Origin of the sequence: Micromonospora sp. CNB394, from assembly GCF_000374985.1 — a bacterium.
In the GTDB taxonomy this organism is placed as follows: domain Bacteria; phylum Actinomycetota; class Actinomycetes; order Mycobacteriales; family Micromonosporaceae; genus Micromonospora; species Micromonospora marina.
The window spans coordinates 328124-354742 of record NZ_KB895825.1 but is presented as its reverse complement, the minus strand read 5'-3'; the positions used below and the strand labels follow the sequence as shown (position 1 = coordinate 354742).

General features: G+C 73.8%; 30 protein-coding genes and 1 pseudogene. 21 read left to right on the top strand and 10 right to left on the bottom strand.

Going from position 1 to position 26619, the window contains the following annotated elements; genetic code table 11:
* The first annotated feature begins 23 nt into the window (after positions 1–23).
* The 10 genes from C569_RS0101455 to C569_RS0101410 all read left to right on the top strand — a co-directional run bounded on the left by C569_RS0101455 (position 24) and on the right by C569_RS0101410 (position 9434).
* Complete coding sequence (locus tag C569_RS0101455) at positions 24–1595, top strand: phage baseplate assembly protein V (RefSeq protein ID WP_018784046.1); 1572 nt, start codon at positions 24–26, stop codon at positions 1593–1595.
* Complete coding sequence (locus C569_RS0101450) at positions 1595–1933, top strand: hypothetical protein (RefSeq protein WP_018784045.1); 339 nt, start codon at positions 1595–1597, stop codon at positions 1931–1933. Before C569_RS0101455 ends, C569_RS0101450 begins: the two co-directional genes overlap by 1 nt.
* A complete protein-coding gene (locus C569_RS0101445; RefSeq protein WP_018784044.1) occupies positions 1930–2370 on the top strand; it encodes a GPW/gp25 family protein in 441 nt (146 codons plus the stop codon). The genes C569_RS0101450 and C569_RS0101445 overlap by 4 nt, the downstream gene beginning before the upstream one ends.
* A complete protein-coding gene (locus C569_RS0101440; RefSeq protein ID WP_018784043.1) occupies positions 2367–4988 on the top strand; it encodes a putative baseplate assembly protein in 2622 nt (873 codons plus the stop codon). The genes C569_RS0101445 and C569_RS0101440 overlap by 4 nt, the downstream gene beginning before the upstream one ends.
* Entirely contained in the window at positions 4969–5661 is a 693-nt protein-coding gene (locus tag C569_RS0101435; RefSeq protein ID WP_018784042.1) for a phage tail protein, read from the top strand. The genes C569_RS0101440 and C569_RS0101435 overlap by 20 nt, the downstream gene beginning before the upstream one ends.
* On the top strand, positions 5658–6578 hold the full coding sequence (locus C569_RS0101430) for a hypothetical protein (protein WP_018784041.1): 921 nt from the start codon (positions 5658–5660) through the stop codon (positions 6576–6578). The genes C569_RS0101435 and C569_RS0101430 overlap by 4 nt, the downstream gene beginning before the upstream one ends.
* Complete coding sequence (locus C569_RS0101425) at positions 6575–7051, top strand: hypothetical protein (protein ID WP_018784040.1); 477 nt, start codon at positions 6575–6577, stop codon at positions 7049–7051. Before C569_RS0101430 ends, C569_RS0101425 begins: the two co-directional genes overlap by 4 nt.
* A gap of 18 nt (positions 7052–7069) precedes the next feature.
* Positions 7070–7834 (top strand): hypothetical protein, encoded by a 765-nt coding sequence (locus C569_RS0101420; protein ID WP_018784039.1) that lies wholly within the window; start codon positions 7070–7072, stop codon positions 7832–7834.
* Between the two features lie 408 nt (positions 7835–8242).
* Positions 8243–8701, top strand: coding sequence for an ATP-binding protein (locus tag C569_RS0101415; RefSeq protein WP_018784038.1), 459 nt, complete (start codon positions 8243–8245; stop codon positions 8699–8701).
* 7 nt (positions 8702–8708) lie between these two features.
* Positions 8709–9434 carry an HD domain-containing protein gene (locus tag C569_RS0101410; protein ID WP_018784037.1) on the top strand — a complete coding sequence of 242 codons (726 nt, stop codon included), beginning with the start codon at positions 8709–8711 and terminating at the stop codon, positions 9432–9434.
* A 233-nt stretch (positions 9435–9667) separates the two neighbouring features.
* Here the strand turns inward: C569_RS0101410 and C569_RS0101405 are convergent, their stop codons facing one another.
* From C569_RS0101405 to C569_RS31930, 5 genes are all read right to left on the bottom strand, one after another.
* Positions 9668–10150, bottom strand: coding sequence for a barstar family protein (locus C569_RS0101405; RefSeq protein ID WP_018784036.1), 483 nt, complete (start codon positions 10148–10150; stop codon positions 9668–9670).
* 62 nt (positions 10151–10212) lie between these two features.
* Positions 10213–10653 (bottom strand): ribonuclease domain-containing protein, encoded by a 441-nt coding sequence (locus C569_RS0101400; RefSeq protein WP_018784035.1) that lies wholly within the window; start codon positions 10651–10653, stop codon positions 10213–10215.
* A 186-nt stretch (positions 10654–10839) separates the two neighbouring features.
* On the bottom strand, positions 10840–10986 hold the full coding sequence (locus C569_RS32940; protein WP_155945482.1) for a hypothetical protein: 147 nt from the start codon (positions 10984–10986) through the stop codon (positions 10840–10842).
* Complete coding sequence (locus C569_RS0101390; RefSeq protein WP_231394685.1) at positions 10937–11530, bottom strand: hypothetical protein; 594 nt, start codon at positions 11528–11530, stop codon at positions 10937–10939. Before C569_RS0101390 ends, C569_RS32940 begins: the two co-directional genes overlap by 50 nt.
* Positions 11531–11811: 281 nt before the next feature.
* Complete coding sequence (locus C569_RS31930) at positions 11812–12159, bottom strand: alpha/beta fold hydrolase (protein WP_231394684.1); 348 nt, start codon at positions 12157–12159, stop codon at positions 11812–11814.
* Positions 12160–12233: 74 nt separating this feature from the next.
* Between C569_RS31930 and C569_RS0101380 the strand changes: the two genes are divergently transcribed.
* Entirely contained in the window at positions 12234–13004 is a 771-nt protein-coding gene (locus C569_RS0101380) for an aminoglycoside phosphotransferase family protein (RefSeq protein ID WP_018784031.1), read from the top strand.
* A 6-nt stretch (positions 13005–13010) separates the two neighbouring features.
* Here C569_RS0101380 and C569_RS0101375 read toward each other — a convergent pair whose 3' ends face one another.
* Positions 13011–13250 (bottom strand): winged helix-turn-helix domain-containing protein, encoded by a 240-nt coding sequence (locus C569_RS0101375; RefSeq protein WP_018784030.1) that lies wholly within the window; start codon positions 13248–13250, stop codon positions 13011–13013.
* A 307-nt stretch (positions 13251–13557) separates the two neighbouring features.
* Between C569_RS0101375 and C569_RS0101370 the strand changes: the two genes are divergently transcribed.
* Both C569_RS0101370 and C569_RS29615 read left to right on the top strand, forming a co-directional pair.
* The gene (locus C569_RS0101370) at positions 13558–13833 is read left to right on the top strand and encodes a DivIVA domain-containing protein (protein ID WP_018784029.1); all 276 of its coding nucleotides are present in this window, start codon (positions 13558–13560) and stop codon (positions 13831–13833) included.
* A 2-nt stretch (positions 13834–13835) separates the two neighbouring features.
* The gene (locus C569_RS29615; RefSeq protein WP_036344945.1) at positions 13836–14150 is read left to right on the top strand and encodes a hypothetical protein; all 315 of its coding nucleotides are present in this window, start codon (positions 13836–13838) and stop codon (positions 14148–14150) included.
* Here the strand turns inward: C569_RS29615 and C569_RS0101365 are convergent.
* Positions 14078–14623 carry a hypothetical protein gene (locus C569_RS0101365; protein WP_018784028.1) on the bottom strand — a complete coding sequence of 182 codons (546 nt, stop codon included), beginning with the start codon at positions 14621–14623 and terminating at the stop codon, positions 14078–14080. The two genes, C569_RS29615 and C569_RS0101365, sit on opposite strands and share 73 nt — an antisense overlap.
* Before the next feature lie 318 nt (positions 14624–14941).
* Between C569_RS0101365 and C569_RS0101360 the strand changes: the two genes are divergently transcribed.
* Entirely contained in the window at positions 14942–15754 is an 813-nt protein-coding gene (locus tag C569_RS0101360; RefSeq protein ID WP_036345056.1) for a hypothetical protein, read from the top strand.
* Between the two features lie 105 nt (positions 15755–15859).
* Here the strand turns inward: C569_RS0101360 and C569_RS0101355 are convergent, their stop codons facing one another.
* A complete protein-coding gene (locus C569_RS0101355) occupies positions 15860–17641 on the bottom strand; it encodes an ABC transporter ATP-binding protein (protein ID WP_369752973.1) in 1782 nt (593 codons plus the stop codon).
* Between the two features lie 89 nt (positions 17642–17730).
* On the opposite strand from C569_RS0101355, the gene C569_RS0101350 reads away from it, so the two are divergent.
* The 7 genes and pseudogenes from C569_RS0101350 to C569_RS0101320 all read left to right on the top strand — a co-directional run bounded on the left by C569_RS0101350 (position 17731) and on the right by C569_RS0101320 (position 23687).
* Positions 17731–18147: a MarR family winged helix-turn-helix transcriptional regulator gene (locus C569_RS0101350; protein WP_018784025.1), complete on the top strand. Its 417-nt coding sequence runs from the start codon at positions 17731–17733 to the stop codon at positions 18145–18147.
* A gap of 76 nt (positions 18148–18223) precedes the next feature.
* Positions 18224–18592 (top strand): SCP2 sterol-binding domain-containing protein, encoded by a 369-nt coding sequence (locus tag C569_RS29610; protein ID WP_018784024.1) that lies wholly within the window; start codon positions 18224–18226, stop codon positions 18590–18592.
* Complete coding sequence (locus C569_RS0101340; protein WP_018784023.1) at positions 18585–20672, top strand: glycogen debranching N-terminal domain-containing protein; 2088 nt, start codon at positions 18585–18587, stop codon at positions 20670–20672. Before C569_RS29610 ends, C569_RS0101340 begins: the two co-directional genes overlap by 8 nt.
* A 10-nt stretch (positions 20673–20682) precedes the next feature.
* Positions 20683–21270, top strand: a complete 588-nt coding sequence (locus C569_RS0101335; protein WP_018784022.1) for a cysteine hydrolase family protein — start codon at positions 20683–20685, stop codon at positions 21268–21270.
* Between the two features lie 91 nt (positions 21271–21361).
* Positions 21362–21727: pseudogene (locus C569_RS29605) on the top strand (NADAR family protein); the annotation flags it as partial.
* 34 nt (positions 21728–21761) lie between these two features.
* Positions 21762–22271: an NUDIX domain-containing protein gene (locus C569_RS0101325; protein ID WP_018784020.1), complete on the top strand. Its 510-nt coding sequence runs from the start codon at positions 21762–21764 to the stop codon at positions 22269–22271.
* 132 nt (positions 22272–22403) lie between these two features.
* Complete coding sequence (locus C569_RS0101320) at positions 22404–23687, top strand: sulfite oxidase (protein ID WP_018784019.1); 1284 nt, start codon at positions 22404–22406, stop codon at positions 23685–23687.
* An 8-nt stretch (positions 23688–23695) separates the two neighbouring features.
* On the opposite strand, the gene C569_RS0101315 is transcribed toward C569_RS0101320, so the two are convergent.
* Both C569_RS0101315 and C569_RS0101310 read right to left on the bottom strand, forming a co-directional pair.
* A complete protein-coding gene (locus tag C569_RS0101315) occupies positions 23696–24238 on the bottom strand; it encodes an RNA 2'-phosphotransferase (protein ID WP_036344942.1) in 543 nt (180 codons plus the stop codon).
* A gap of 342 nt (positions 24239–24580) precedes the next feature.
* Positions 24581–26539, bottom strand: coding sequence for an ABC transporter ATP-binding protein (locus C569_RS0101310; RefSeq protein ID WP_018784017.1), 1959 nt, complete (start codon positions 26537–26539; stop codon positions 24581–24583).
* Between the last annotated feature and the right edge of the window lie 80 nt (positions 26540–26619).

The following is a 26619-nucleotide window of genomic DNA, read 5'->3' as shown; positions in this document are numbered from 1 at the left end:
CGAGCGGCCGCCGGGAGCACGCCGTGAACCGGGCCGTGCTGGTGACAGTGGACGGACGGCCGCTGGCCGACCCGGCCCGGCTGCGCGGCGTCCGCGTCGCCGCCCGGCTCGACCGGCCGGCGCAGTGCGAGCTGACGCTGGCCGCCGCGCCCGGCGCGGGCCCTCTCGACCCACCGGTACGCCCCGGCGCCACGGTCGGCGTACGGCTCGACGGGCGGGCGGAGGCACTGTTCACCGGCGAGGTGACAGCGGTCGAGCGGGAGTACGCCGGCGACGGCTCAGCGCTGGCCCGGATCCGGGCGTACGACCCGCTGCACCGGCTGCGCAAGCGGCAGGAGCTGCGGGTGTTCGAGTCGGTGACGGCCGCCGAGCTGGCCGGTGAGCTGTGCGCCGGGCTGGGGTTGGGTGTGACGGCCGAGGTCGACGGGCCGCGCCTGGACCGGCTGCTCCAGCACCGGCACACCGACCTGGAACTGCTGTGCGAGGTGGCCGGCCGGGCCGGGCTGCACCTGGGCGTCGACGATGACCGGTTGCGGCTGTTCACGCTGGACGGGTACGGGGATCCGCTGCCGTTGACGCTCGGCGAGACGGTGCACGCGCTGCGGGTCACCGAGAACCTGGACCGGGCGGGTGCCCAGTGCGCCGTCCTCGGCTGGCATCCGCAGCGCGCCGAGCCGCTGGGCGAGCGGGCGGGCGAGGCGCGCAGCGGGCGGCGGATCCCGCTGCGCCCGGACCCGGGCGACGTGGGCGCGGACGGCGTGCGCACGGCTGTGGACCAGCCGGGCCGCAGCGGCGACGAGCTGGCCGCGCTGGCCCAGGCCGGCCTGGACGCCCGGGTGGCGGCGCTGGTCACCGCCGAGGGCACGGCCGAGGGCGACCCGGCGCTGCGGCCGGGCCGGCGGATCGCGCTCGCCGGTGTCCCGGAGCCGGTCGCCGGGGTGTACGTGCTCACCGAGGTGGTGCACACGGTGGACGCGGACGGGCACCTGACCCGGTTCTGCACCGCGCCGCCCGGCCCGCCGCCGTCGGCCGCGCCCCCGGCGGCGACAGTCACGCTCGGCACCGTCACCGACGTCGACGACCCGGACGGGCTCGGCCGGGCCCGGGTGACGCTGCCCGCGTACGGCGATCTGGACGCCGGCTGGCTCGCGGTGCTCTGCCCGGGCGCGGGCCGGGGCAAGGGGATCGTCGCGCTGCCCGACCCGGACGACACCGTGCTGGTGGCGCTGCCCGGCGGCGAGCCCGCCTCGGGCGTGGTGCTCGGTTCGCTGTTCGGCGCGGCCGAGCCGTACGACGCGGGGATCGTCTCCGGGCGGTCGCGCCGCTGGTCGATGCGGACCGGCACCGGGCAGTCGATCGTGATCGACGACGACGGGCGGGCGCTGCGGCTGGCCACCGACGCGGGCAGCTTCGTCGAGCTGCGGCCCGAACTGACCACCGTGCACGCCGCCGGTGACCTGGTGCTCTCCGCGCCCGGCCGGGCCGTCGTGGTGCGCGGGCGCACCGTCGACTTCCTGCACGCCCCGGCGGCCGAGGACGCGGAGACCGCCGCCGCGCAGGCCCGTACGCTCGCCCGTTCCGCCGGAGGTGGCTGATGCGCTGGATCCACCGCGACTCGCTGATCACCTGCGGGCACGACGGACGGGTGCGCAACCGCCCGTCCCAGCAGTGGGTGACGGTCCAGGACGTGCCGGTGCTGGTGCGGCCCGACCCGGAGGGGCGCGACATCACCGCCTGCCCCAACTACGGCCCGACGATCAAACCGTGCCTGCACACGCTGACCGTGACTGTGGGTTACAGCACGTGGGTGCGGGTGGACCGGCAGCCGGTGGTGCTGTCGCACCTGGACGGCCGCACCGACGGCACCCCGCCGGGCACCGTGCACCACCAGGTACGCGACGTGCGGCAGGGCTTCCTGGGGGCGGACGCATGAGGGCCTTCCGCTTCGTCGGCGCCGGCTTCGACGCCGGCCGCGCCGGTGGTCTCGCGCTCACCGCCACCGGCGGGCTCGCCATGACCGACGGCGACGAGACGGTACGCCAGGCGCTGTACCTGCTGCTGTCCACCACGCCCGGGGAGCGGCTGATGCGTCCCGGCTACGGGTCGCGGCTGCACCGGCTGGTGTTCGCGCCCAACGACGACACCACCGCCGGGCTGGCGATCCACTACGTGCGGCAGGCGATCCGCCGCTGGGAGCCCCGGGTGGAGGTGCTGGACGTGGACGCCGACGGAGACCCGGACGACCCGTGGCGCCTGGTGATCCGGCTGGACTACCGGGTCCGGGCCAGCCTCTCCCCCGGCCACCTGGTGTTCTCCGTCGACCTGCTCCCGGCCGACGAGGAGACCGCAGACGAGGAGGGCACGTCATGACGCTGCCGGTGCCGCACCTGGACGACCGCGCCTTCCTCGACCTGGTCACCGAGGCGCGGGATCGGATCGCCCGGTCCTGCCCGGACTGGACCGACCTGTCCGCGCACGACCCGGGCATGGCGCTGGTGGAGGCGTTCGCCTACCTGACCGAGGTGATGATCTACCGGCTGAACCAGTTGCCGGAGAAGGCGTACGTGGCGTTCCTGAACCTGCTCGGCGTCACCCGGCACCCACCGGCGGCGGCCTGGGCGGACGTGCGGCTGACCCGCACCGGCCCGGACCGGGGCCCGGTGCGGGTGCCGGCCGGCACCCGCGTCGCCGCGGCGCGCGGCGCCGACCCCCGGCCGGTCGTCTTCGTGACCACCGAACCGGCGGTACTGCCCGCCGGGGAGACCACGACGACGGTACGCGTGCATCACTGCGAACCGGTCGAGGCGGAGCTGCTGGGCACCGGAACCGGGCAGCCCGGCCAGGTGTTCCGGGCCGCCCGCGCGCCGCTGACCCGGACCACCGAGGCGCTGGACCTGCTGCTGGGGGTGGAGGTGCCGGCCGGGTCGGTGGAGCTGGGCGCGGCGGCCCGGGACCACGAGGGGCGCACGTACGAGATCTGGCGTCCGGTGGTCAGCTTCGCCGGGGTCGGCCCGCAGGCGAAGGTCTACCTGGTGGACCGGGCCTCCGGGGTGGTCACGTTCGCCCCGGCGCTGGACCTGCGCCCGGACGTGGGGGCGCCGGCCGTCGAGGGGGCGGCCGGGGCGACCCCTGTGGCGGCGGTGCCACCGGCCGGGCGGCAGGTGCGGCTCTGGTACCGCTGCGGCGGCGGGCCCGCCGGCAACGTCGCGGCGGGTGTGCTGACCAGCCTGCGCGACCCGCTGCCCGGGGTGACGGTGGACAACCCGGACCCGGCCACCGGCGGCCGGGATCTGGAGTCGCTGGAGTCGGTGCTGGCGCGCGGGCCGTACGAGTTCTTCGCCCAGCAACGCGCGGTGACCGCCCGGGACTTCGAGATCCTGGCCACCGGCTCCGGGGCGGTGGCGCGGGCGCGGGCGTTCACCCGGGCCGCCGTCTACAGCTTCGCCCGGCCCGGCGAGGTCGAGGTGGTGCTGGTGCCGTACGTGCCGGAGGCGGCCCGCCCCGGTGGGCGGCTGCCGGTGGCGGTGCTGCGGGAGCACGAGGTGGAGGAGGCCCGCCGCCGGGTCGAGGCCGACCTGGAGCACCGTCGCGCCCTGGGTACGGCGGTGCGGGCGGGCTGGGCCCGGTACAAGGCGGTGTCCATCCGGGCGCGGGTGGTGGTGCGCCGCGAGGAGGACGTGGAGGCGGTGCGCCGCCGCATCCACGACCGGCTGCACCAGACGCTCAGCCCGCTGCCGACGCCGCTGAACCCGGCCGGCTGGGCGTTCGGTGAGCCGCTGCGCGCCTCCAACGTGTACCGGATGCTGGAGCACGCCGAGCCGGGCGTGCGCTACGTCGAGTCGGTGCGGTTCGTGGTCGACGAGGCGCCCGACGCGCGGGTGCGCACCGTGGCGGTGGACCAGTACCAGGCCGGCACCTGGTACGCGGGCGGCGGCCCGGTGCTGTTCCGCTCCACCAACGCCGGTGCGGGCTGGGAACCGGCCGGCCGGTTCGACGACGAGACGGTGGTGCGGGTGGTGCCCGCGCCCGCCCCGGTACGCCCCGGCGTGGTCCCCCGGGCCGGCTCGGTGGCGGTGGTGACCACCCGCGACGCCGGTGGCTCCCGGGTCCGGCTGAGCACCGACCTGGGCGAGACGTGGACGCTGCTGACCGACCTCGACTCCGGCGTCCGCGATCTGGCCTGGATCGACCGGGACGGCACCGGCGCGCTGCTGCTGGCCACCGACACCGGCCTGTACGAGGTGCCGCTGCTGCCGGGCGCGGTGCCGTTGCAGATCCTGGTCGACCCGGCCGACGCGGACCGGGGCTTCTACGCGGTGCGCGCGTTCGTCTCCGAGCGCGGCGCACCGGGCGTGGCGGTGGCCGCGCAGGCCGGATTCGGGGTCTATCTGTCCGTCGCGGCCGGACGTCCGGGCACGTTCGCCCACGCCGGTCTCGCCAACTCGGACAACCGGGTGCTCGCCGTGCAGTACGACGGCCCGGCGACGCTGCTGTGGTGCGGCGCGGGCGAGCCGGACCCGAAGAAGCCCGGCCAGGGCTGCCACCGCACCCGGCTGTTCGAGTCGGACGTGAAGTGGCAGTCGATGGCGGCCGGCTGGATCGGCGGCACCTGCCGGGATCTGGCGTTCAGCGGTCCGCTCGCGCTGGCGGCGACGCAGAGCGGCGGCGTGGTCCGCCTCGACCCGCTCGCCGGGCAGCCGCAGTGGTCTCCGGTAATGGTCAACTGCGGCCTGCCGCTGCGGGACCGGACCCGGTTCGTCCCGGTCGACGCCATCGCCGCCACCGCGCCCACCGGCACGTCCGGTGCCGGGCGGCTGGTGCTGGCCGGCGGTGAGCGCGGCGTGTTCCGCAGCGGCGACGGCGAGGACTGGACGGCGAGCGCCAACCAGGCCACCGCCGACGTGGTCACCGTTCCCGGCACGTGGCTGCTCTGCTCCGGCGAGCACGACATCGAGGTGGTGCGGCAGGATGCGCCGAGCGGCGATTGAGCGGCTGCTGCCGGCCGCGTACCAGCGGGCCGCCGGCCCGGGCAGCGTGCTGGGCGCGCTGCTCGACGTGATGGAGGCGCTGCACGCCCCGGACGAGGCGGTGCTCGCCGACGTCGACGCGTTGTTCGGGCCGTACCGGACGCCGGACGGGTTCGTCGCCTACCTGACCCGCTGGGTGGCGATGGACCACGTGGTCGCCGCGCCCCGCGCCGACGCGCCGCTGCCGTTGCCGGTGGGCCGGCTGCGCGACCTGGTGGCGCACGGCGCACTGCTGGCCCGGTGGCGCGGCACCCCGTACGGCATGCGGACCGCGCTGGAGCTGGCCACCGGCGTGACCGGGTTCGTGCTGGACGAGCCACCCGAGCGGCCGTTCCACCTGGTGGTGCGGGTGCCGCCGGCCGCCGCCGACCGGTTCGCGCTGGTCACCCGCATCGTCGAGACGGAGAAACCGGCGGCGGTCACCGTCGAGGTCGTCGCATCTCCGGCCGGCACGGAACCGGCCGATCCGGTTCCGGCCGATCCGGTTCCGGCCCTCCCGCGCCCGCCCTCCGATGCCGCGCCGGCCGGGCCGGACGCCGCCGAACCCGCCGCCGGGGTGGCGACGGTCCGCGCGGTCGGTCGGGCCCACGTTCCCGCACCCCTGCCCCACGATCCGCCCGAGGAGCCGTCATGACCACCGAATGGACAGTCGTCGCCGCCGCCGAGCAGTTCACACTGGACGCCCGCAACGCCGGCGAGCTGACGTTCACCGTGTCGAACCCGGGCACCGCGCCGGACACAGTCGTCTTCGACGTGGCACCCGGCGAGGGCAGCCAGCGGGCCTGGTTCACGGTGGCCGAGCCGCAGCGGGTGGTGCCCGGGCAGGGGTCGGTGTCGTTCCTGGTCCGGCTCGCGGTGCCGCCCGGCACGCCGCCCCGGCGCTACGACATGACCGGGTTCGCGTACTCGGCGAACACCGCGCCGGAGGAGAGTTCCCGGTCCAGCGGCCGGGTCACGTACGACGTGCGGGCCGTCGTACCCCCGAAGCGCGCGCCGTGGCCGTGGATCGCCGCTGCCGCGGCGCTGGTGCTGGTCGTGGCCGGGGTGGTGGCCTGGCTGGTGACCCGCGGACCGGACACCCCGCCCCCGCCGCGCGCAGACGCGGTGACGGTGGAGGCGGAGACGCTCGTCTCCGGCGCGGCGGTGCAGTCCACCACCGGCGCGAAGGCGCAGGTGGTGGCGCAGGAGAACTGCTGCGACGTGGTGTGGTCCGGCGACGCGCAACTGTTCTTCCTGGGCCGGGGCGTCGGCGACCGGGTGACGGTGCAGGTGGACGTGCCGTCCGACGGCACCTGGCGGTTCTCCACCGTGCGCACCACGTCGTTCGACTACGCGAACACGATCTGGCTGGTCGACGGCCGGCAGGTCGGCGACACGTTCTTCGGGTTCAGCCCGACTGTGGTCCGCACCGACGAGGTGGATGTGGGCACCGTGGAGCTGACCCGCGGACCGCACAGGCTGACGCTCGTGGCAGTGAGCAAGACGCAGGGCACCGACAGGTACTTCGCCGGGGTGGACCAGATCCGCCTCACGCCCGTGGTCCGGCCATGACTACCAGGCAGAAGGTGCTGCTGGTGGCGGTGGCCGTGCTGCTGGTGGGGCTGTACGTGGTGGCGGTGGCCGGGCGGCGCGACGACAGCGGCGACCCGGCGGCCGAGCTGGGTGCGCTGGCCCGGCTCGGGCGCGGGACCGGGACGGTGGACCCGGCGACGGTGGCCGTGACGTGCCTGCCCCCGGCCGCCGAGCCCGCCGCCACCGCCGACGGGGTGACGCTGGCCTTCGGCACCGCGTGCCGGCTGCGGGTGGCCGACCCGGGCGCGCTGCGCACGCTCGTGCTGCGCGGTACGACGCCGTTCGAGGTGACCTCCCGCGCCCCCGGCGACGCGGACGTCACAGTCACCGACGAGGTCGCGCCCGGCGCGGACGGCCCGGCGGTGGCGAAGGTGGCGGTGGACCGGGTGACCGAGGTGCTCCTGCGCTGTCCGGGAGGTGGCGGATGTTCGGTCACGCTGACCCGCTCCTGACCGGGGCGGAGGCGCGGAATGGGTGACTTGCGCAAACCGTTCCTGCTGCTGGCCCTGCTCGCGGTGGCGCTCGTGGTAGGCGTGGAGCTGGGCGCGGCGGCGCTGACCGGCGGCGGGGACGCGAGCGGCGCGCTCCGCGACAACGCCGGTCGGCTCGGCGTCGAACTGGGCGACGTCGGCGCGGTGTCCGAACCGGCCGGGCGGGGCATCGGCCACCTGGCGTTGATCGACGTGGTGGCGCTCTGGACGACCGGGCTGTTCTGCCTGAGCCTGGTGCTGCCGGACCGGGTGCAGGGCCGGGTGCAGGGCGTGGCCACGCTGGTCTTCTCGATCGTGCTGCTGCTGGTGTCGCTGGTCCTGCTGATCGTCGCGTTCGTCGAGCTGACGGTGATGGTGTCGCTGTTCCTGGCGCCGCCGTTCGGCACGCTGGCGTACCTCGCGGTGTGGGGGTTCTTCCCGGTCGGCGACGCGGCGGTGCTGCTCGGGCTGGTGCTGCTGCTCAAACTGGTCTGGGCCGGGCTGCTGCTCGCCGCCCAGCCCCGGTTCCTGCGCAACAAGGGCCTCGTCGCGCTGGCGCTGACCACGTTGCTGTGCACGGTGGCGCTGCAGTTCCTGCACGGCCTGGTGCCGGTGATCCTGGTCAGCATCCTCGACGACCTGGGCGCCGTGGTGTTCGCCGTGGTGGCGCTGATCTGGGCGCTGGTGCTGCTGATCGGGTCGATCCCGGCGATCGTCAAGGCGATCCGGACCACAGCCACCACGTCCGGCCGTACGGTCAGGTGACCGGCTGCCCCGGCCGGTCGACCTGCTCGCCGCGTACAACGCCGCCCACGCCCCCGACCTCGGCGGCGACGCCGGATGGACGCCCACCTTGCGGGCCCCCGGCCGCTGCCGACCCCGGTGGGCCCGTTCGTCGTGGAAGCCTGGGCGGGCGCCGGCCGGTTGCCGCTCTGACCTGCGCCGGAGCCCTCTCCGGCGACCGGGCCGGCGTCCCTTTGCGGACGCCGGCCCGGCGCCGTCACCGGCCCGCCGGCTGACACGCCGCCCCCGATGCGCAATGATCATGTTTGACGGACACCGCCGCCGGCGGAATGAAACGGCGGCCACCGGGGACAACAGGGTGAGAACCGGGCGGTGACAGCGCGAGTGGGCGCCCAGGTCCGGGGACGGGCACGGGACGGAGGGCCGGACGTGACGGGTGGGACATCCGGCGACGTCGGCCCGGTCCTCGCCATCGACCTGCCGGCCGACCCGGCCCGGCTCGCCGACACCCGGGAGCGGCTACGCGGCTGGCTGCACGCCCGGGGCGTGAGCGAGTGGGACGTCGACACCGTCCTCATCGCCACCGGTGAGGCGTGCGCCAACGCCATCGAGCACGGCTACCGCTTCGCCCGCGAGGGCATCACCACCCTGCGGGCCGAGCTGCGCGGCGACCGGCTGGAGATCGAGGTACGTGACCACGGCGGCTGGCGCGCGGCCGACGGCGACGACAGCGGCGACCGGGGGCGCGGGCGACTGATCATGGCACGGGTGATGGACGAGGCCACCATCGTCGGCACACCGTCGGGCACCTGCGTACGCCTGGTCAAGCGCCTGACCGGCGACGCGAGCGGCCCGGCGGGCACCGAATCGAGCGATGATCAGCTATAAGGGACGCATGGAGTTCCCCGCCTACCTGGCCACCATGCCGATGCACGCGATCACCGAGATCCACGGTGAGCCCGGCCTGCTGGCCCGGTTCCGGCTGGAGATCGAGGCGTTCGACGAGACCGCCCGTGACCGGCTGACCGAGGCGCTCGACCTGGCGGCCGAGCTGCACCGCGACGACCGGCGGGTACGCGAGCCCTACCTCAACCACCTGCTGCGGGTGGCGATCCGGCTGATGCACCACTACCAGGTGCGGGACGTGGACGTGATCGTCGCCGGGCTGCTGCACGACGCGGTCGAGGACCACCCCGCCGAGCTGTCCGGGCTCGACAGCGATTCGGGAGCCGACGCGACAGCGGCGGCGCTCACCGCGCTGTCGGACCGGTTCGGCGCGCGGGTCGCCCGGCTGGTCGCGGCGGTCACCAATCCCGCGTACGACCCGGGCCGGGACCGCGACGAGCAGTACCGGGAACACGTGGCGGACAGCCTGGAACGGGAACCCTGGGCGCGGGTGATCAAGGTGTCCGACTTCACCGACAACGGCGTGGGCGTGATCCATACGGTGGGGCCGAAGGTGATCCGCGCCGCCACCAAGTACCGCCCGCTGGTGCCGGTCTTCCGCGACCTGGTCGCCCGGCCGGACACACCGCTGTCCCCACCGGTGAAGCAGCACATCCTCGCCCAGCTCGACCTGGCCGAGGAACGCTTCAGCGCCATCCTCGACCCGCCCGCCTGACCCCACCTGGTCCGGCACGTCCCGCCCGGGCCGCCGACGCGACCCGCGCCCTCGCCCCCGGCCCACCTCACCTCGCCACGTTCCAATCCGATGACTGGCCCACCACCACCCCGAAGCAGCGGTATCCCCACCCGCCAGACCCCGCCATCTCGCCGAAGTGGCGGCAATGCTCACCGCACGAGGTCGCCGCTTCGGGGAGGTGGGGGCCACGGCGGCGGGGAAACGGCACCCGGTCAGCCGGTCGCGGGAGGCGGGGCGCCCACCCGCCCGCCGAGAACGGCGGCGACCCGGGCACGCAGGGCGGGCAGCCGGTCCGGGTGGTCGTGCAGCACCACCCGCAGCGTCTCGTGAGCGCCGGCGGCGACCGCGCCGAGCACGTCGAGCAGCGTGCCGAGCTGGGCGGGCGGGTCGTCGGCGAGCAGGTCCGCCGCGTCGGTCACGACCACTGTCAGCGGACCGGCGTCGAGGCGGTCGGCAAACGCGTCGGCGAGGGCGTCCCAGTTGCGGCCGTACCAGCCGGGCAGTTCCAGCGCTCCGGCCAGCGTCTCGTGCAGCGCGGCCCGGGTGCGGCCGGCCGCGCCGGAGACGAGCACGCCACCCGGCGACGCTCCGCCGCCCGCCACCGCGTCGCCGTCCGGGCCTGCCGCCGACGCGGTGGCGTCCGGCTCGGGCGGCGCGCCGTCGTACACGAGCCAGGCCGGCAGCCGCGTACCCATGATCCGTCCTTTCCCGACGGCCGCCGGCCGGGCGCGGAATGCCCGGCCGGCGCCGAGGCTGCTCAGAGCCGGTAGAAGTTGGCGTAGTGGTCGGGCGAGAACCAGGTCGCCCCGGTGCTCTTGTCGACCACGATCCGGTACGCGTCCCGGGAGGCGTTGCAGGCGCGCGGGTAGACGTCGTACTCGTGGTAGGTGGCGCCCGCGGGAAGCTGTCCCTCGTAGTTGTAGAACCGGCCGCCCGCGAAGTTGCACCGGCCGCCGCTCCACGAGTACCAGCCGCGGCTGGTCGGGAAGCTCTTCGCTGACCAGCCGGAACGGGCGGTACGCGCGTCGGCGCAGCGGGACTGGGTGCAGGAGCCGTACACGGCGGCCGCCGCGGGCTCGGCGAGGCGGGTGGACACGGTGGACGGCGCGACGAGCGCGGCGGCGGCCACGGCGGTGACCAGGGCGGACGCGGCGAGGGCGCGGCGTACGCGGGTGACGGCGGCGCGGAACGGGGTCAAGGGATCCTCCTTGAACGAGCCGGTATGCAATCGATCAGCATCATTGGCTGGTCGCCGCTCAGTCTGTCGAGGATCCTGCCCGCGGCACAGCCCCGATCCGGCGACGACGCCCCGAACCCCGCGTGAACACCCGATGGCGGGTGCGGACGGACGACCCGAGCCGCCCGTCCGCACCCGCCGCGTGGGTCAGCGCGCGAACGCCTGGAACTCGGCGATCCGCACGTTCTGCGACTGCGGGCTGGCGGTGGCGCAGTCGGTCGCCGCCCGCGGGTCGTCGTCCTGCTCACCGGCGTAGTCCGGCGCGCCCGCGCACTGGTTGTTCAGCACCTCCACGCGCAGGTGCGTGGCCTTGGTGCGCGGGATGTCGAACGACCGCATGATCAGCTCGGGCGCCTGGGGACGTGGCGACGGCGGCCGGCAGGTCGCCGAAGCGCTGCCGGAACAGCGCTGTCGCGCCCTGCCCCATCGGCGCCACGGTGAGCAGTTCCAGCGCGGCGGCGCCCTCGGCGGTCAGGCCCAGCACGTCCCGGTTGGCGGCGACATACGCGCGCGCGGCGGCGGCCGGGTCCGCGGGCAGGCCGGTGGCGAGGGGCTTGCCGGTCGAGGTGAGCGTGGCGGGCGTACCGAAGTCGGTCCAGCGCACGCGCGCGCCGAGCGCGGCGGCGCGGTCCCGCTGGCGCTCGCTGGCGGCGACGCGGCCCTTGCGGTTGTCAGTGGCCTTGGTGTCGTGCCGGTCGCCCGGCAGGTGGTCGGGTGGCGCCTGGGTACGGGTCTGTTCCCGGGGTGCTGCCTGGCCGCCGCCAGCGGCGGTCAGGACCAGTCCGGCTGCCATCAGCAGCGCGGTGGTCCCCGTCAACGCACGGGGTGGTGTGCGCACGGTCCCTCCTGTCATCGTCGAACGGCGATGTCCGTTCCGCCATCCGACCAGCACGATCGACGCGCCAACACCATCCAGACATCCATAGTTGTTGCTACATCGATTTTTCGGCGACGCCGGGCGGGCCTTCCTTCGAGACTCCCGCCCCACCGGGCGAGACAAGAATAGATCTTGGTACGAAAGAGCCCCATGAGGGCCCTTTCGTGCCAAGATCTCCACAGCGTCAGCAGCGTGCCGGGCGGAGGCGACGCCGGCTCACATGGGCGCGCCGAGGAAGGTGGTCACCGCCCGGCGAAAGTCGTGCGGGTTCTCGACCCACGGCAGATGACCGGATCCGGGGAGGCTGACCCGCTCGCACTTCGGCAGCGCCTCCTCCAGCGACTGACCCGTCTCGAATGTTCGATCGCGTACCGCAGCGCCAGGTGCACGCCCCACGAGTGGCCCAGCAGGGCCGTCTGCGGTCCGGCCAGGTGTTCGCGTACCACGTCGAGGTCGGTGGCGAAACGGTCGACCGACCCGAGGTGGTCCCAGAGGCCCGGACCATCGGGACAGAGCACCAGCGGCCCTCCGGCGCCGACCTGGTCGACCCACAGGCGACAACCGTCTTCGGTACGCACGTCAGCAGCCATCGCCGACAATATGCCGAGCCGCACGGCTGCCGGTAGGGCATGCGGCGCGACGGTCGATGTGGCACGTTTGGCGCATGGATGCCGAGGAGGTCCCGCTCTCCGGCGGGAACGTGACGGCGGGTGTGGTGCGGGTCGGTGACACCGTACGCCGGCAGGCCGGCCCCTGGACACCGGCGGTGCACGCGCTTCTCGACCACCTCTGGTCGGTCGGCTTCCGGGGCGCACCCCGGCCGCTCGGGGTCGACGAGAACGGACGGGAGATCCTCACCTTCGCGGCGGGCGAGGTGCCGTGGCCGCTCCGCTTCGGCCTGCTCGAACCGCTGGAGCAGCTCGCCAGGGTGGGTCGATTGACGCGCGAGCTGCACGACGCGCTCGCGACGTTCACGCCACCGCCCGACGCGCGGTGGAACGTCCTGATCCCGGCCGACCGGGACGAGATGATCGTCCACCACGATCTCGCACCGTGGAACCTCGTGATCGGTGACCCCTGGGTCGTCATCGACTGGGACCACGCCGGGCCGGGATCGCGTCTGTGGGATCTCGCCTACGCGGCGCACGGCTTCATCCCCCTGTCGGCGCACCCCGACTGGCAGCGCGCCGACGCGGGGCGGCGTCTGCGGACCTTGGCGGACGCGTACGGGCTGGACGAGCGGCAGCGCCGCGACCTGGTGCCGCTGCTGACCGTGCGGACCCGGGCGATGCACGACTTCCTGCGGGACCAGGCCGCGCTCGGGGCCGAGCCCTGGGCGACCCACTGGCGGACCGGGCACGGCGACGCGTGGCGCACCGACGCCGAGTACACCGAGCGCCACACGGACCACTGGTTCAAGGCACTGCTGGACTGACGCCGGTTACGGCTCTCTCATCCAGGTCTTCGGATCGGTCACGAAGATGCCTTTACCTTGGTGACGCCGGATAACGCCGAGCGCTTCGAGTCGCACGTAGACCATCTGAATGGTCGAGGTGCCAACCTTGTAGTCCGCCGCCATCTGCGCGATCGGCGGCAGCTTGTCCTCTGGCTTGAGTCGCTTACCTCGGACACCAGCAATGATGTCGTCGGCGATGCGGATGTAGTCGGGTGTCGTAGGCATGGCACTCCTTGCGTGGCACGCCAATTCGATCACGAAACGCCCATGAACGACAACAGCCGGTGGTTGACTTAAACGACTAAGCCGTTACTCTTGTCCCGGGTCGCTCCTCGCGTGGCAACGAGTTCGGCCCATCCCCCGGTCGGGGCGGGTGCGCGTACCCGTCCCGACCCTCCCGACTGCTCCGCCTCCGTACCGCCGATCCGGGTTGCGGTGGCGGAGCGGGCGGGTCGTCCGCGGCCGGCGTGCGGACGACCCGCCCTTCCAGACCCACCGCACCTGTCCCCTGCTGCTTCCGGAAAGGACCGAGATGACGGCACATCGATCCGGCCAGCCCTACCTGACCGCCCCACCGGCCCGGCTGACCCCGCACGAGGTGCGCACCCGCGCCTTCGACGCCCGCAGGCGGGGCGTCGACCCCGATCAGGTACGCGAGTTCCAGGCCCGGGTCGCCGACGAGCTGACCGAGCTACACCGGCAGGTACGCCTGCTCGCGCAGGAGAACGACCGGTTGAAGCGTGCCCTGCGGGACTGGCAGACCATGCACGCGCGCGAGTGCCGCCCGCCGAACGACGGCCACTGGTAGCAGTGCGTCCACAACCCGGCGATCTGCTGCGGGTCGACGGCCGCGCGTCGGTGCAGTTCGGCGGCGACCGAGGGCTGACGTTCCGGGTCGTGTCGGTCGGTCCCGAGGTGCCGCACACCCACTGGATCTGGCTGACCGGATACGTGCTCAACCGCCGGGGCACCGCCACCGCGAAGCGGGACATCTTCGTCCAGACGACCGGCCTGCGCCGAGCCGGTGAGCCGATGCAGGCCCGGCGACCGAGTCAGTCCCGCGTGTCGGCGAACAGGGTCCAGGCGTCGATCTCGGTCGGCGCCAACGGCCGCGCCGGCAGATAGGACGCCAGGTCGCGGAAGTCCGCCACGGCGTTGTGCACGCACACCGCGAGCGAGAAGTGCAGCAACTCCCGCGCCGCCCGGCCGTCGGGCGCCGTGACGTCGCCGAGCAGCGGGTTGCGCACGTCGAGCGCGAACACCACGTGGCAGGCGCTCTGGTCGGACTTCACGACGCAGTAGTAGCGCCCGGCCTCGGCCAGCCGGTTTCTGATGTTCGCCCAGGCCATTGCCCCGGAGATGTCCGGCACGTCGGCGCCGGCCACGCACGCCATCCGGAAGACCCAGCGGGCCGGGTCGTCCGGCGACACCGCGCCGTAGACCAGCACCAGGCCGCCGCGGTGGAAGACGGCGAAGCCCTGCACGTCCGGGGTGAGGTGCAGGAAGTCCGGGGTCCAGACCCGGTCGTACTGCCGCTCGGCCAGAGTTCGCAGGTACTGCACGGTCCGGCCGGCGGCGTGTCGCGCGTCTACGCCCATGCGTTGTGGTCCTCCCCCGAAGGATTGCGGAGCCTCACGCTACGAAGCGCCTCGATCACGGATCAAGGCGTGCCGATCGAGTCTGGATGGTCGGTCCCGTGGACGGGACCGAAACCCCTCTGAGTCCCACGGATAGGACTACGAGGCGGCTCGTCCGATCGGTCAACACCCGACGCGCGGCTGCGCGCGTACACCGGGCGGGGTTGTTAGCGTGGTTCGCGGACCGCACGGCGGTCCGGCCACCCCTCGCCCGGCGGCCCGCGCGTCCCGGTGATGCCGCGGGACGCGGTGCTGCGATCCGGCATGGAGGGGGGTGCGATGACCGCGGTGCCGGAGGGGCCCGATCCGGCCGGCGGCCGGCCGAAGCCCGGCGCGCCGGTGGACAGTCGCCGAAGGCGGTGGGCCGGACGGGCAAAGGCGCTGGGCGAGGCGGCACGCGTACGGACCCGGCGGTTCTGGGACGGCGCGCAACCGACGCTACGGCAGCTCTGGTGGAGCGAGGAGCCGGCGACGCCGGTGACCACAGTCGACCGGCGTGTGCCGGAGCCGCTCGCGGTGCCGGCGCAGGGCCAGGTGTACGTGTTCCTGGTCCGGGCCACCTACACCTGGTCCTCGGACTCGGCCCGGCCGGAGCTGTTCGGCTGGTACGTCGACTACTTCCAGCAGCAGGCCGCGCAACGCCTGCACCGGCTGGCCGTCCGGTACGCGGTGGAGGTGCCACCGCACCGCCCGCGCGACCTGCACGCCGCGCTGACTGCGGCGCTCGCCGACGACGACCCGGCACCGTGGACATACGCGCGCGGTGAGGTGACGTTCGCCTGCGAGCCCGACGTCACGGTGCACCTGGACGAGCGGGTGCGCAAGCTGCTCCAGCCGTACTGGGAGCAGCGCATCGCGCTGGAGTGCGAGCGCGACCTGGCCCGCCGCCGCGCCGAGTACGCCGAGGAACGCGACCGGCGTGACCGCCGGGAACAAATGCCGGGAGAGGCGGGGCGGGCGCGACGTGGATCGCGGCCGGACGGACCGGTGGAGTCGTTCACCCCGCTGGAGCCGCTTCTCCCCCCGCCCGCGCCGCGCCCGGCCCCCGGACAGCGGTCCCGCCCCGGCGAGCCGGAGCCGCCCACGGTCTGAGCCGCAGCCGCACTCGGTTCCAGCCGTGCGGTCAGCCCGGGACGGTGGCCGTGCCGGGCGGCCTGCTGGACGGCCGATGACGACGCGGGCAGAACGCTCCTACGGTCAGCCGACCAGGGCGGCGTACCGGCCGCGCCGGTCCAGCAGCGCGTCGTGGGTGCCCGACTCGACGATCCGGCCGTGGTCGAGCACGGCGATACGGTCGGCGTCGCGGACGGTGGAGAGCCGGTGCGCGATGGTCACCACCGTGCGGCCCCGGGCCAGCTCGTCCAGCGCCCGCTGGACCGCGCGTTCGGTCTCGGTGTCCAGCGCGCTCGTCGCCTCGTCCAGCACCAGGATCCGCGGGTCGCGCAGCAGCGTCCGGGCGATCGCCAGGCGCTGCTGCTCGCCGCCGGAGAACCGGTGGCCGCGCGAGCCGACCATGGTGTCGTACCCGTCGGGCAGTCCCCTGATGAGGTCGTGGATGCGGGCGGCGCGGGCGGCGGCCTCGATGTCGGCGTCGGTGGCGTCCGGGCGCGCGTACCGGAGGTTGTCCCGGACGGTGCCGTGCAGCAGGTACGTCTCCTGGCTGACCACGCCCACGACGGCCGCCAGGTCGGCCGGGCGCAGGTCGCGCAGGTCGATCCCGTCGATGGTGATCCGACCGGCGTCCGGGTCGTGCAGCCGGCTGATCAGCGCGGCGAGCGTGCTCTTGCCGGAGCCGGTCTCCCCCACCAGGGCCAGGCTGGTGCCGGCGGGTACGTCCAGGCTGACGCCGGCCAGGGCGGCGGTGTCGCTGCCCGGGTAGCTGAAGGTGACGTCGTCGATCCGCAGGTGGCCGCGGGCGGTGGCCGGGTCCAGCGGGACCGGGCGGTCCGGCTCGGCCACCTCGACGGGCAGGTCGAGGTATTCGAAGATGCGGGCGAACAGCGCCAGCGACGCGGTGAGCGTGACGCCGACGTCGAGCAGGCCCATCAGCGGCCGGAACAGGTTGCCCTGGAGCGCGGTGAACGCGACGAGCGTGCCGATGGTGAGCGTGCCGGCGGTGCCGGGCAGCCCGGCGCCGAGGTAGATCACCGCGGGGATGGCGGCGAAGACGATGCTCATGGCGGCCATCCGCCAGCGTCCGGCCAGCTCGGAGCGCAGTTCCAGGTCGACCAGGCGGGCCGAGGAGGCGGTGAACCGGTCGACCAGGGCCGGGCCGGTGCCGAGCGTCTTGGCCAGCCGTACGCCGCTGACCGACAGCCCTTCCTCGATGGTCACGGTGAGGTCTGCCAGTTCGCGCTGGCGCTGGGCGGTGATCTCCCGGCGCAGCCGGGCGACCCGGCGGGTGAGCCAGAGCGCGGGCGGCAGCACGACCACCGAGACGAGCGTGAGGCGCCAGCTCAGCGCCAGCATGGCGACGGTCGTGGCCACGACCGTGGTGAGGTTGGCGGCGATCGAGGTGGCGGTGGAGGTGACCACCGACTGCATGCCGCCGATGTCGTTGGTGATGCGGGACTGGACCTCGCCGGTGCGGGTGCGCACGAAGAAGCCGATCGACTGCCGCTGAAGGTGGGCGAAGACGTCGGCGCGCAGCCGGTGCATGACCTCCTGACCGACGCGGGTGGAGATCAAGGTCTGGGCGACGCCGAGCACGGCGGTCACGGCGGCGACCGCGACCATGCCCGCGACCAGCCAGGCCAGCAGCGTCAGGTCACGCTCGGGCAGGGCCCTGTCGATCACCGTACGCAGGAGGAACGGCGTGGCCATCGCGATGATCGAGGACGCCACGATGATCGCCACGACGGCGGCGAGCGGGCCTCGGTGGGCGGTGAACAGGCGGCCGATCCGGCGCAGGGACACCGCACGGGCCTGGGCCTTCTCGGCGGGGGAAACGGTTCGGCCGGCACGGCGGCCGTCGGGGATGCGATCCAACTGTGCTCCTCATGCAGGGAATAATGCTGAGGTTACCTCAACATGAGGGAGCAACACGAAAGCCTGTTACCGTATTCCCCGTGAGCGGTGGCGACGAGAGCCTGGCCGAGACGTTCTGGGCGGTGACCCGGCGGCTGCGGCACCAGACCAAGCGCGCGCTCGCGCCGTGGGACATCAGCCCCGGGCACGCGCGGGCGCTCGGCGTGCTGATGCGTCACGGCGCGCTGCGGCCCGGCGCGCTCGCCGAGCACCTGCGCATCGCCCCGCGCTCGGCCACCGAGGTCATCGACGGGTTGCAGGAGCGGGGTCTGGTGCAACGGCGGCCCGACCCGGGCGACCGGCGGGCCACGCTGGTCACCCCCACCGCCGAGGGCGAGCGGGTGGGCACCGCGATCCGGCAGGCCCGGGCCACCGAGGCGGAACGGTTCTTCGGCGTGCTCTCACCGGACGACCGGGCCGACCTGGCCCGCATCCTGCGCCTGCTGCGCGCGGAATAGCTCCGCCGCTTTTCACCCGTTCCGGGTGAGAAGACGGGCTCTGTTGCGGGGAACAGTGCCCTCGGGAGGGGGTCCGATGGTCGACGCCACCGAAGAGTTCTTCCGGAGCCTGGGCCAGCGCAGGCAGCGCGGGCTGACAGCGCTGCACGAAGGCACCGTCCGGTTCGACATCGCCGCTGGCGGATCGGTCGACCACTGGCTGGTCTCCATCGCCCGGGGCGAGGTCACCGCGGCACGGCAGGCCACCGGCGGGGACGCCGTCGTCCGGGCGGACCGGGCCGTCTTCGACCGGATCGCCCGGGGCGAGGCGTACTTCCTCACCACCGTCCTGCGCGGCGAGGCCGAAGTGGAGGGCAGCCCCCGGCTGTTCGCGACCGTACGCCGGCTGTTCCCAGCCCCGCCCGGCCCACGTCCGGAACGACACCGGGGAGGCGACGATGCGTGACGACCACGTCGGCATCTTCGACGGGACGGTCTTCCTGGTCTGCGACCGGGCGGGCGACATCGCCCCGGCGGCCGACGCCACCCACGGCCTGTTCGCCCACGACACCCGTCTGCTGTCCCGGTGGCAGCTCACCATCGACGGCGAGCGGCTCAGCACGCTGTCCATCGACGACATTCAGTACTTCGAGAACCGGTTCTACCTGGTTCCGGGCGGTCAGGACGTCTACGTCAACAGCACACTCGCGGTACGCCGGACCCACAGGCTGGACAGCGGACTCCAGGAGGACCTGCTCCTGGTCAACCACGACCGGCGGCCCGTCGACCTGACCGTGCGGATCGAGGCGGACGCGGACTTCGCGGACCTCTTCGCGGTCAAGGAGGGCACGACCGACCGCGCGGGGCGGCACTACCGGCGGGTCGACGGCCCGCGGCTCGTCCTGGGCTACCAGCGCGAACGCTACCGCCGCGAGACGATCGTGTCCGCGACGACTCCGGCGGAGGTGGACGAGAACGGCCTGACGCTGCGCGTACACATCGAACCGCACGGCCGGTGGCAGACCCGGCTGACCGCCGAGCCGGACCTGGCCATGCCCCGCGGGCTGGAGCGGCTCAGCCTGCCCGGTCGGGCCGAGGGCCACACCCGGGACAAGCCCGCCGAGCTACGGGAGTGGCTGGACCGGGCACCGCGCCTGGAGACCAGCTGGGAACCGCTGCAGAACACCTACCGGCAGAGTCTCATCGACCTGGCCGCGCTGCGGTTCAGTCCGTTCCTCGCCGGAGCGGGGTGCGTCCTGGCCGCCGGGTTGCCCTGGTTCATGTGCCTGTTCGGCCGCGACAGCATCCTCACCAGCCTCCAGGCGCTGCCGTTCGCACCCGAACTCGCCGCCACCACGCTGACAGTGCTCGCCTTCCGCCAGGGCAGCCGGATCGACGACTTCCGGGAGGAGGAGCCGGGCCGGATCCTGCACGAGATGCGCTACGGCGAACTGACCGCCTTCGACGAGACACCGCACAGCCCCTACTTCGGCAGCGCCGATGCCACTCCCCTGTTCCTCGTGCTGCTCGACGAGTACGAGCGGTGGACGGGCGACGCCGCCCTCGTACGCGCGGTGGAGCAGGAGGCGCGGGCGGCTGTCGACTGGATCGACCACTACGCCGACCGGGCCGGCAACGGCTATGTCTCCTACGAGCGGCGCAACCCGGTGAACGGCCTGGAGAACCAGTGCTGGAAGGACTCCTGGGACAGCATCTCCTACCGCGACGGCCGGCTGCCGGGCTTCCCGCGCGCCACCTGTGAACTCCAGGGGTACGCGTACGACGCCAAGGTGCGCACCGCGCGGCTCGCGCGCGAGATCTGGCACGACCCGGCGTACGCGGACCGGCTGGAGCAGGACGCCGCCGACCTCAAGCGCCGCTTCAACCAGGACTTCTGGATCGACGACGGCGAGTACATGGCGCTGGCGCTGGACGGCGACGGCCGCCGGGTGGACGCCCTGTCGTCGAACATCGGCCACCTGCTGTGGAGCGGCATCGTCGAGGAGCCGAAGGCCGAGGCCCTGGTGCGGCACCTGATGTCACCGGCGATGTTCAGCGGCTGGGGTGTCCGCACGCTGGCCGAGGGCGAGGCCCGGTACAACCCGGTCGGCTACCACGTCGGGACCATCTGGCCGTTCGACAACTCGTTCATCGCCTGGGGCCTGCGGCGCTACGGGTACGCCGACGAGGCGGCCCGCATCGCGGCCGGCATCCTGGACGCGGCGGCTTTCTACGACGGCCGACTGCCGGAGGCGTTCGCCGGGCACGCCCGGTCCGATACCCGCTTCCCGATCCGGTATCCGACCGCGTGCAGCCCGCAGGCGTGGTCGGCCGGGGCACCGCTGCTGCTCCTGCGGACGATGCTCGGCCTCCGGCCGGTCGGCGACGATCTCGTGGCCCGGCCCGCCCTGCCTGCTAGCCTCGACTACGTGGCCCTGCTCGACGTCATCGGCCGCTGGGGACGCCTGGACGCCTTCGGCAGGAGCACCGCCGCCAGCGGCCCGAGACGTTACGAGCTGGCGCCGCAGCAGCTCTCCGCACCATGACGGGATCGACATGCAGCGCATCGACTGGGCACACACCGCGGTCGTAGGCGTCCACTGGCAATACGAGGTGGTCAGCCCGGACGGCGTCTTCGGCCCGTTCTTCGCCGACCAGGTGGCCCGGCACGACGTGGCGGCGAACGCGGCCCGGGTCGCCGCCGCCGCGCGGGCCGCTGGTGGTCTCGTCGTCTTCACCCGCGTCGCCTACCGGCCCGGCTATCCGGATCTGATCGCCAACACGCCGAGCTTCGCCATGGTCGCGGAGCGCGGGGCGTTCCTGGAGGGCGACCCGAAGACCGAGATCGTCGACGAGGTCATGCTGCAGCCCGGCGACGTCGTCGTCACCTCCACCCGGCTCGGTGGATTCTCCGGCACCGACCTGGACCTGATCCTGCGTGGCCGGGGCGTGCGGACCGTGGTGTTCACCGGCGTCGCGACGAACCTGGCCGTCGCGTCCACCGCCTACCAGGCGGTCGACAACGGGTATCGCATCGTCACCGTCTCCGACGCGTGCACGGCGGCCACCGACGAACTGCACGACACGTACCTGAGCACGCTGGGCCAGCTCGGCGAGATCGCCACCACCGGCGAGATCGCCTGACCGGCCGCCGGGAACACTCAACGCCGGGCGCCGGGAGCGCTCAGCGCAGGCCGGCGCCGATCGCGTCGACCAGCAGCGCGCCGAACGGCACAAGGCCACGCTCTTCGGTGACCACGCGATCGCCGAGCGGGTGCTCACGGCCGGGCATCCGCACCGGGCCAAGGCGCTCGGCCGGCAGGTCCGCGACTTCGACGAGGCGACCCGGGTGGCCCGCCGCTACGAGATCGTGGTGGCCGGCAGCGTCGCCAAGTTCTCCCGGCACGAACCGTTGCGGCGGTTCCTGTTCGGCACCGGCGGCCGGGTGCTCGTCGAGGCCAGCCCGACCGACCGGATCTGGGGCATCGGCCTGACCGCCGACGACCCGCGCGCCGCCGACCCGTCGACGTGGCGGGGCGGGAACCTGCTCGGGTTCGCCCTGATGGAGGCACGCGCCACCGGCCGGCGGGGTGACGCCTGATCTCGCGCCTGGGGTGCGGGTAACGTGCTGCGGCGTGACCGCGTACTCGCACTGCTCGTTCTGCGGCGCGGCCTACCCGGCGGACGCCGGGTGGCCGCGTGTCTGTTCCTCCTGCGGCGAGACGGTGTGGCGCAATCCGCTGCCGGTGGCGGTCGCGGTCCTGCCGGTCCGCACGCCGGAAGGACTGGGCGTGGTGGTGGTGCGCCGCGACATCGAACCGGCCCGGGGGCAGCTCGCGCTCCCGGGCGGCTTCATCGAGTACGGCGAGGAGTGGTCCGAGGCGCTCGTCCGTGAGCTGCGCGAGGAGACCGGGCTGCGGGCCGAGGCGGGCGAGGCGCGGCTGTTCGCGGTGCACGGCGCCCCGGCGGGCGGCACGATGATGGTCTTCGGCGTGCTGCCCGAGCGGCCGATCGGTGACCTGCCGCCGTCGGCGCCGACCGAGGAGGCCACCGAATGGCTCGTGCTCACCGGTCCGGTCGAGCTGGCCTTCTCCACGCACACCCGGGTGCTCGCCGACTTCCTCACCGGTCAGCGCCTGCTCTGACCACATCCGGATCCGGCTTACCGGCGCGGCGAGACCTCCTGCCCGTCGCGGGAGCCGCCACCTGCGATGAATCGACGAAAAGTCCTACTGATTGAATAGGAAAGGCAGCGTCGCCCAACACGGAGGTCAGCCGTGAGTCAGTCCCCGTCCCCCGCCGAAGCTGTCCACGACGCCGACCGGAGCCGACAGTGGCTCGCCGGGCACGCCCACGGGCCGGGCGTCGACCGCGACCGGCTGCTGGAGGTGGGTGCGGCGATGGCCGCGGTGACCGCCGCCGCCGCGGAGGGCGAGCCGGTCGCGGTGGCGTCCGCGCCGGTCGGCGTCGAGCCCGGCGCGCCGATCGTCAAGCCGCTGCCGCCGGAGTTGCTGCGCCCGCTGGACACCAACGCCGAGATGCGCTGGCCGTCGATGGCCGGCCAGGGGTACGTGGTCCCGGTCGACCGCTTCTTCGTCCGCAACCACACGCTCACCCCGCAGCTGGACCCCGCCACCTGGCGGCTGCGGCTGTTCGGCTACGGCCTGCGCGGCGCGCCCACCCGCGACAACCCGGTCGAGTTCGACCTCGACGAGCTACGCCGGCTGCCCGCCGAGGAGCACGCGGCGCTGCTGGAGTGCGCCGGCAACGGGCGGCGCTACTTCGCCGAACAGCAGGACGAGCCCACGCCGGGCGTGGTGTGGGGGCTGGGTAGCGTCGGCGTGGCCCGGTGGCGGGGTGTCCGGCTCGGCACGGTCCTGCGTCTGGCGGGGCTACGTGACGACGCGGTCGACGTGATGCCCGAGGGCCTCGACCCGAACTACGTCAGCGGCGGGGTGAACCTCGGCCGGGTACGCCGCCCGATGCCGGTCGCGAAGGCGCTGGACGACGTGCTGCTGGCGTACGAGATGAACGGCGAGCCGCTGCCCGCCGACCACGGTTTCCCGGTACGGGTCGTGGTGCCCGGCTGGGTCGGCATCTCCTCGATCAAGTGGGTGGGCGCGATCGAGGTCTCCACCACTGCCCTGTTCTCGCCGTGGAACACGCAGTTCTACCGGATGTTCGGCCCCGGCCAGCCGGCCGACGGCACCGTGCTCACCGCCCAGCCGGTCCGCAGCGCCTTCGAGCTGGCCTGGGACGCCCGGGTGCCGGTCGGCGAGGAGGTGCTGCTGACCGGCCGTTCCTGGTCCGGCAACGGCCCGATCGCGCACGTCGAGGTGGACACCGGCGACGGGTGGCGCCCGGCCGACCTGGTCGCCGCCGACCGGGGCGGCGCCTGGCAGCGCTGGACGGCACGCTGGCGCCCGCCCACCCCGGGCCGGCACGTCCTGCGCGCCCGCGCCACCGACTGCACCGGCGCCGTCCAGCCCGACCGAGCCGCCGTCAACGACCTCGCGTACCTCTTCGACGCCGTGGTGGCCCACCCGGTGACCGCCTGCTGACCGCCGCGTCAGGTGGTGCCGAGGTAGGCCGGCGGCACGGTGTCGGTGAGCCACACCCCGTTCGCCGAGCGGTAGAACAGGTACCCGGCCTCGGCCATCGCCGCGGCGTCCACGGTCAGCACCACCACCGCGCCGCCCCGGCGCGCGCCGACGCGCCGGGCCGTCGCCACATCAGGCGACAGGTGTACGTGGTGGCGCCCGCCCCGGCGCAGCCCCTGCGCCCGGATCGCGTCCAGCACGGCCTCGCCGGTGCCGTGGAACAGCCGGGGCGGCGGCGCGGCCGGGGTCAGGCCGAGGTCGACCGGAACCGAGTGCCCCTGGCTGGCTCGGATCCGGTCGGCCCCGTCCGGGCCGGTCTCCACCGCGAAGCGCTGCTTGTCGTTGCCCGCGACCACGGCGTCCAGGTGGGCGCGGCTGATCCCCAGCCCGGCGAGCACGTCGGCGACCGGCACCCACCCGGCCCGGTCGAGCCGCAGCCCGAATGCGTCGGGCCGGTGCCGCAACGCCAGCGACAGCCGCTTGCTCACCCGAACAAGATCGCGATGTTCCACCCGCCCAGTGTGATTCCGCAGCCGTCCCCTGTCGACGCAGTTCCCCACCCGCCCTCCCTCACCCCGCCGCGCCCCGCCGCGCCCCGCCGATCTTGCGGTTTCGGCCCCTCGAGTGCCCGGTTCGCGCTATTTGCCGGGGCCGGAACCTCATGATCGGCGAGCTGGGCTGTCCCGCTAACGCTGTTTCCGGCGATCTTGGAGCTGAGGGCGGGCGGCGTGGCCCCGGAGAGGGACGGAAGCGCGAGGACGCGATAGCGCATGTGAGCTTCCTGGTTCGCGCCGCGCCGCGCCGGCCGGGTGGCGCGCGGTCCGGACACGGTAGGAGTTCGAGTGCGCTGGAGGTCAACCGTCGGCGGCGGGCTCCGCGCTGCCGGCGAGGTAACCGGCCGCCTGCAACTCGAACAGCTCCCGGTAGAGACCGCCCTCGGCCATCAACGTGTCGTGGTCGCCGGACTGCACGAGCCGGCCGTGGTCCATCACGAAGATCCGGTCGGCGTGCCGGACGTTCGCCAGGCGGTGGGTGATCAGCACGACGGCCCGGTCCGGGTGCCGCCGCAGGTGCTGGAAGAGGGCGTGTTCGGCACGCGCGTCCAGCGCGGCGGACGGCTCGTCGCAGATCAGCAGCCGGGCGTCGCGGTAGAGACCGCGTGCGGCCACCAGCCGCTGCCACTGCCCGCCGGACAGGTCCTGACCGTCCTTGAACTGCCGGTCCAGCAGCGTGTCGTACCCGAACGGCAGCTCGCTGATCATGTCGTGCGCGGCGGCGTCCCGGGCGGCGGTCTCCACGCTGGGGCCGGGCCCGTCGGCGCGGTCGTGGCGGCCGACCCGGATGTTCTGCCGGGCGGTGAACGGGAACTTCCACCAGTCCTGGCTCATCACCGCGACCTGCGCGGCGGTCTGCCGTGGGTCCAGCTCGGCGGCGTCCACGCCGTCCCAGCGGATCGTGCCGCCGGTGGGGCGGTACAGGCCGGCGATCAGCTTCGCCAGTGTCGTCTTCCCGGATCCGTTCTCCCCCACCAGCGCGACCACCTCTCCACGCCGGACCGTGAGGCTGACCTCGTCGACCGCCGCGGTGTCGGTGTCCGGGTAACGCAGGCTGACGCACTCGACGTCGATCCGCGTGAACCCGTCGACCGGCAGGTGACCGCCGGCCGGGATCCGCCGGGTGGCACGGTCGAGGAAGTCTCGGTAGTCCTGGTAGTAGAGCGCGTCCTCGTAGAGCGAGTTGGTGGCGAAGATCGCCGTGCGCAGGCTCGTACGCGCGGACTGGAGCGCGAGCAGCGCGGTGGCCGCCGCCGCCAGCGCCACCACACCGCCCAGCAGCAGCCCGCCCAGTACGGCGTAGACCGCGAACGCGGCCACGCCGGTCACCGACAGGCCGAGCCCCCGGGTGACGGTCTGCGAGCGGGCCAGCCGGAGCTGGGCCTGTGTCTCCACGGTCATCATCCGGTGGTACTCGGCGAGCAGGAAGTCCCGCATCTGGTAGGCACGGATCTCGGCGGCGGTGTGCCGGTCGGCCATCAACCGGGCCAGCATGAACATCCGGCGGCGACGGGTGATCCAGGCGAGCAGCGCCAGATACTGCCGACGCGCCAGCTTGACCGCGGTGACGGCCTCGGGCACGGCGGCGAGCAGCAGGCACGGCAGCAGGACGGGCTGGATGACGGTGACCGCGGCGGCGGTGGCCAGTACACCGACGACACCGGTCACGAGGTTCACGGTGTGGTCCACAATCGACGCGGCCTCGGCCATGCCCCGATCCCGGGCACGGTCCATCTCCTCGGCGAACCCGGCGTCGTCGAACGCGGCGAGCTCCACGGCGGTGGTCGCCTCGAAGAGCCGGAGTTCCACCTGGTAGTTGATCTGCGGGATGAGCCGGGCCTGCGCCCAGCCGGCGGCGACCGTCAGCGCTCCCCGGGCCGTCACGGCGGCGGCCGCGAGCAGGAGCGCGGGCAGGGCGGCGCGGATCCGGTCCGGTGTGGGCCCGGCGGCGAAGAGCTGCCGGAGTACGCCGGTGGTGGCGAGCAGGCCGAAGGTGGTGAGCAGCCCGGCGACCACGTTGAGCCCGATCGAGGCGAGCGTGTCCCGCCGGCTGGTCGCCCAGGCCAGGCCGATGGCCTCGCGGACGAGGGCCGGCAGCCGGCGCGCCACCGACCAGAAGCTGGTGTGGGCGAACTCGGTGGCGCGGTTCATCCAGTGCCCGTCCGCCAGCTCCGGCAGCGGCGAGTCGTCGGCCGTCGCGGCGGGCTCATCCGGCGAGTTCTCGTCCAAGGGGCGCCGGAGACCGAAAACCGCTGCCATACGCGCCCTCCTCCGCTACACCGACGACTCTGGAGCTTACGTTCCGCAATCGAAAGATGTCAGTGCGTGATCGGCGTGTC

Excerpts from the sequence above, each read along its gene's own strand:
- C569_RS0101450 (WP_018784045.1), top strand. The coding sequence starts at position 1,595 with ATGCGCTGGATCCACCGCGACTCGCTGATCACCTGCGGGCACGACGGA.
- C569_RS0101445 (WP_018784044.1), top strand. The coding sequence starts at position 1,930 with ATGAGGGCCTTCCGCTTCGTCGGCGCCGGCTTCGACGCCGGCCGCGCC.
- C569_RS0101440 (WP_018784043.1), top strand. The coding sequence starts at position 2,367 with ATGACGCTGCCGGTGCCGCACCTGGACGACCGCGCCTTCCTCGACCTG.
- C569_RS0101435 (WP_018784042.1), top strand. The coding sequence starts at position 4,969 with ATGCGCCGAGCGGCGATTGAGCGGCTGCTGCCGGCCGCGTACCAGCGG.
- C569_RS0101430 (WP_018784041.1), top strand. The coding sequence starts at position 5,658 with ATGACCACCGAATGGACAGTCGTCGCCGCCGCCGAGCAGTTCACACTG.
- C569_RS0101425 (WP_018784040.1), top strand. The coding sequence starts at position 6,575 with ATGACTACCAGGCAGAAGGTGCTGCTGGTGGCGGTGGCCGTGCTGCTG.
- C569_RS0101420 (WP_018784039.1), top strand. The coding sequence starts at position 7,070 with ATGGGTGACTTGCGCAAACCGTTCCTGCTGCTGGCCCTGCTCGCGGTG.
- C569_RS0101410 (WP_018784037.1), top strand. The coding sequence starts at position 8,709 with ATGGAGTTCCCCGCCTACCTGGCCACCATGCCGATGCACGCGATCACC.
- C569_RS0101405 (WP_018784036.1), bottom strand. The coding sequence starts at position 10,150 with ATGGGTACGCGGCTGCCGGCCTGGCTCGTGTACGACGGCGCGCCGCCC.
- C569_RS31930 (WP_231394684.1), bottom strand. The coding sequence starts at position 12,159 with ATGGCTGCTGACGTGCGTACCGAAGACGGTTGTCGCCTGTGGGTCGAC.
- C569_RS0101380 (WP_018784031.1), top strand. The coding sequence starts at position 12,234 with ATGGATGCCGAGGAGGTCCCGCTCTCCGGCGGGAACGTGACGGCGGGT.
- C569_RS0101375 (WP_018784030.1), bottom strand. The coding sequence starts at position 13,250 with ATGCCTACGACACCCGACTACATCCGCATCGCCGACGACATCATTGCT.
- C569_RS0101370 (WP_018784029.1), top strand. The coding sequence starts at position 13,558 with ATGACGGCACATCGATCCGGCCAGCCCTACCTGACCGCCCCACCGGCC.
- C569_RS0101365 (WP_018784028.1), bottom strand. The coding sequence starts at position 14,623 with ATGGGCGTAGACGCGCGACACGCCGCCGGCCGGACCGTGCAGTACCTG.
- C569_RS0101360 (WP_036345056.1), top strand. The coding sequence starts at position 14,942 with ATGACCGCGGTGCCGGAGGGGCCCGATCCGGCCGGCGGCCGGCCGAAG.
- C569_RS29610 (WP_018784024.1), top strand. The coding sequence starts at position 18,224 with ATGGTCGACGCCACCGAAGAGTTCTTCCGGAGCCTGGGCCAGCGCAGG.
- C569_RS0101340 (WP_018784023.1), top strand. The coding sequence starts at position 18,585 with ATGCGTGACGACCACGTCGGCATCTTCGACGGGACGGTCTTCCTGGTC.
- C569_RS0101335 (WP_018784022.1), top strand. The coding sequence starts at position 20,683 with ATGCAGCGCATCGACTGGGCACACACCGCGGTCGTAGGCGTCCACTGG.
- C569_RS0101310 (WP_018784017.1), bottom strand. The coding sequence starts at position 26,539 with ATGGCAGCGGTTTTCGGTCTCCGGCGCCCCTTGGACGAGAACTCGCCG.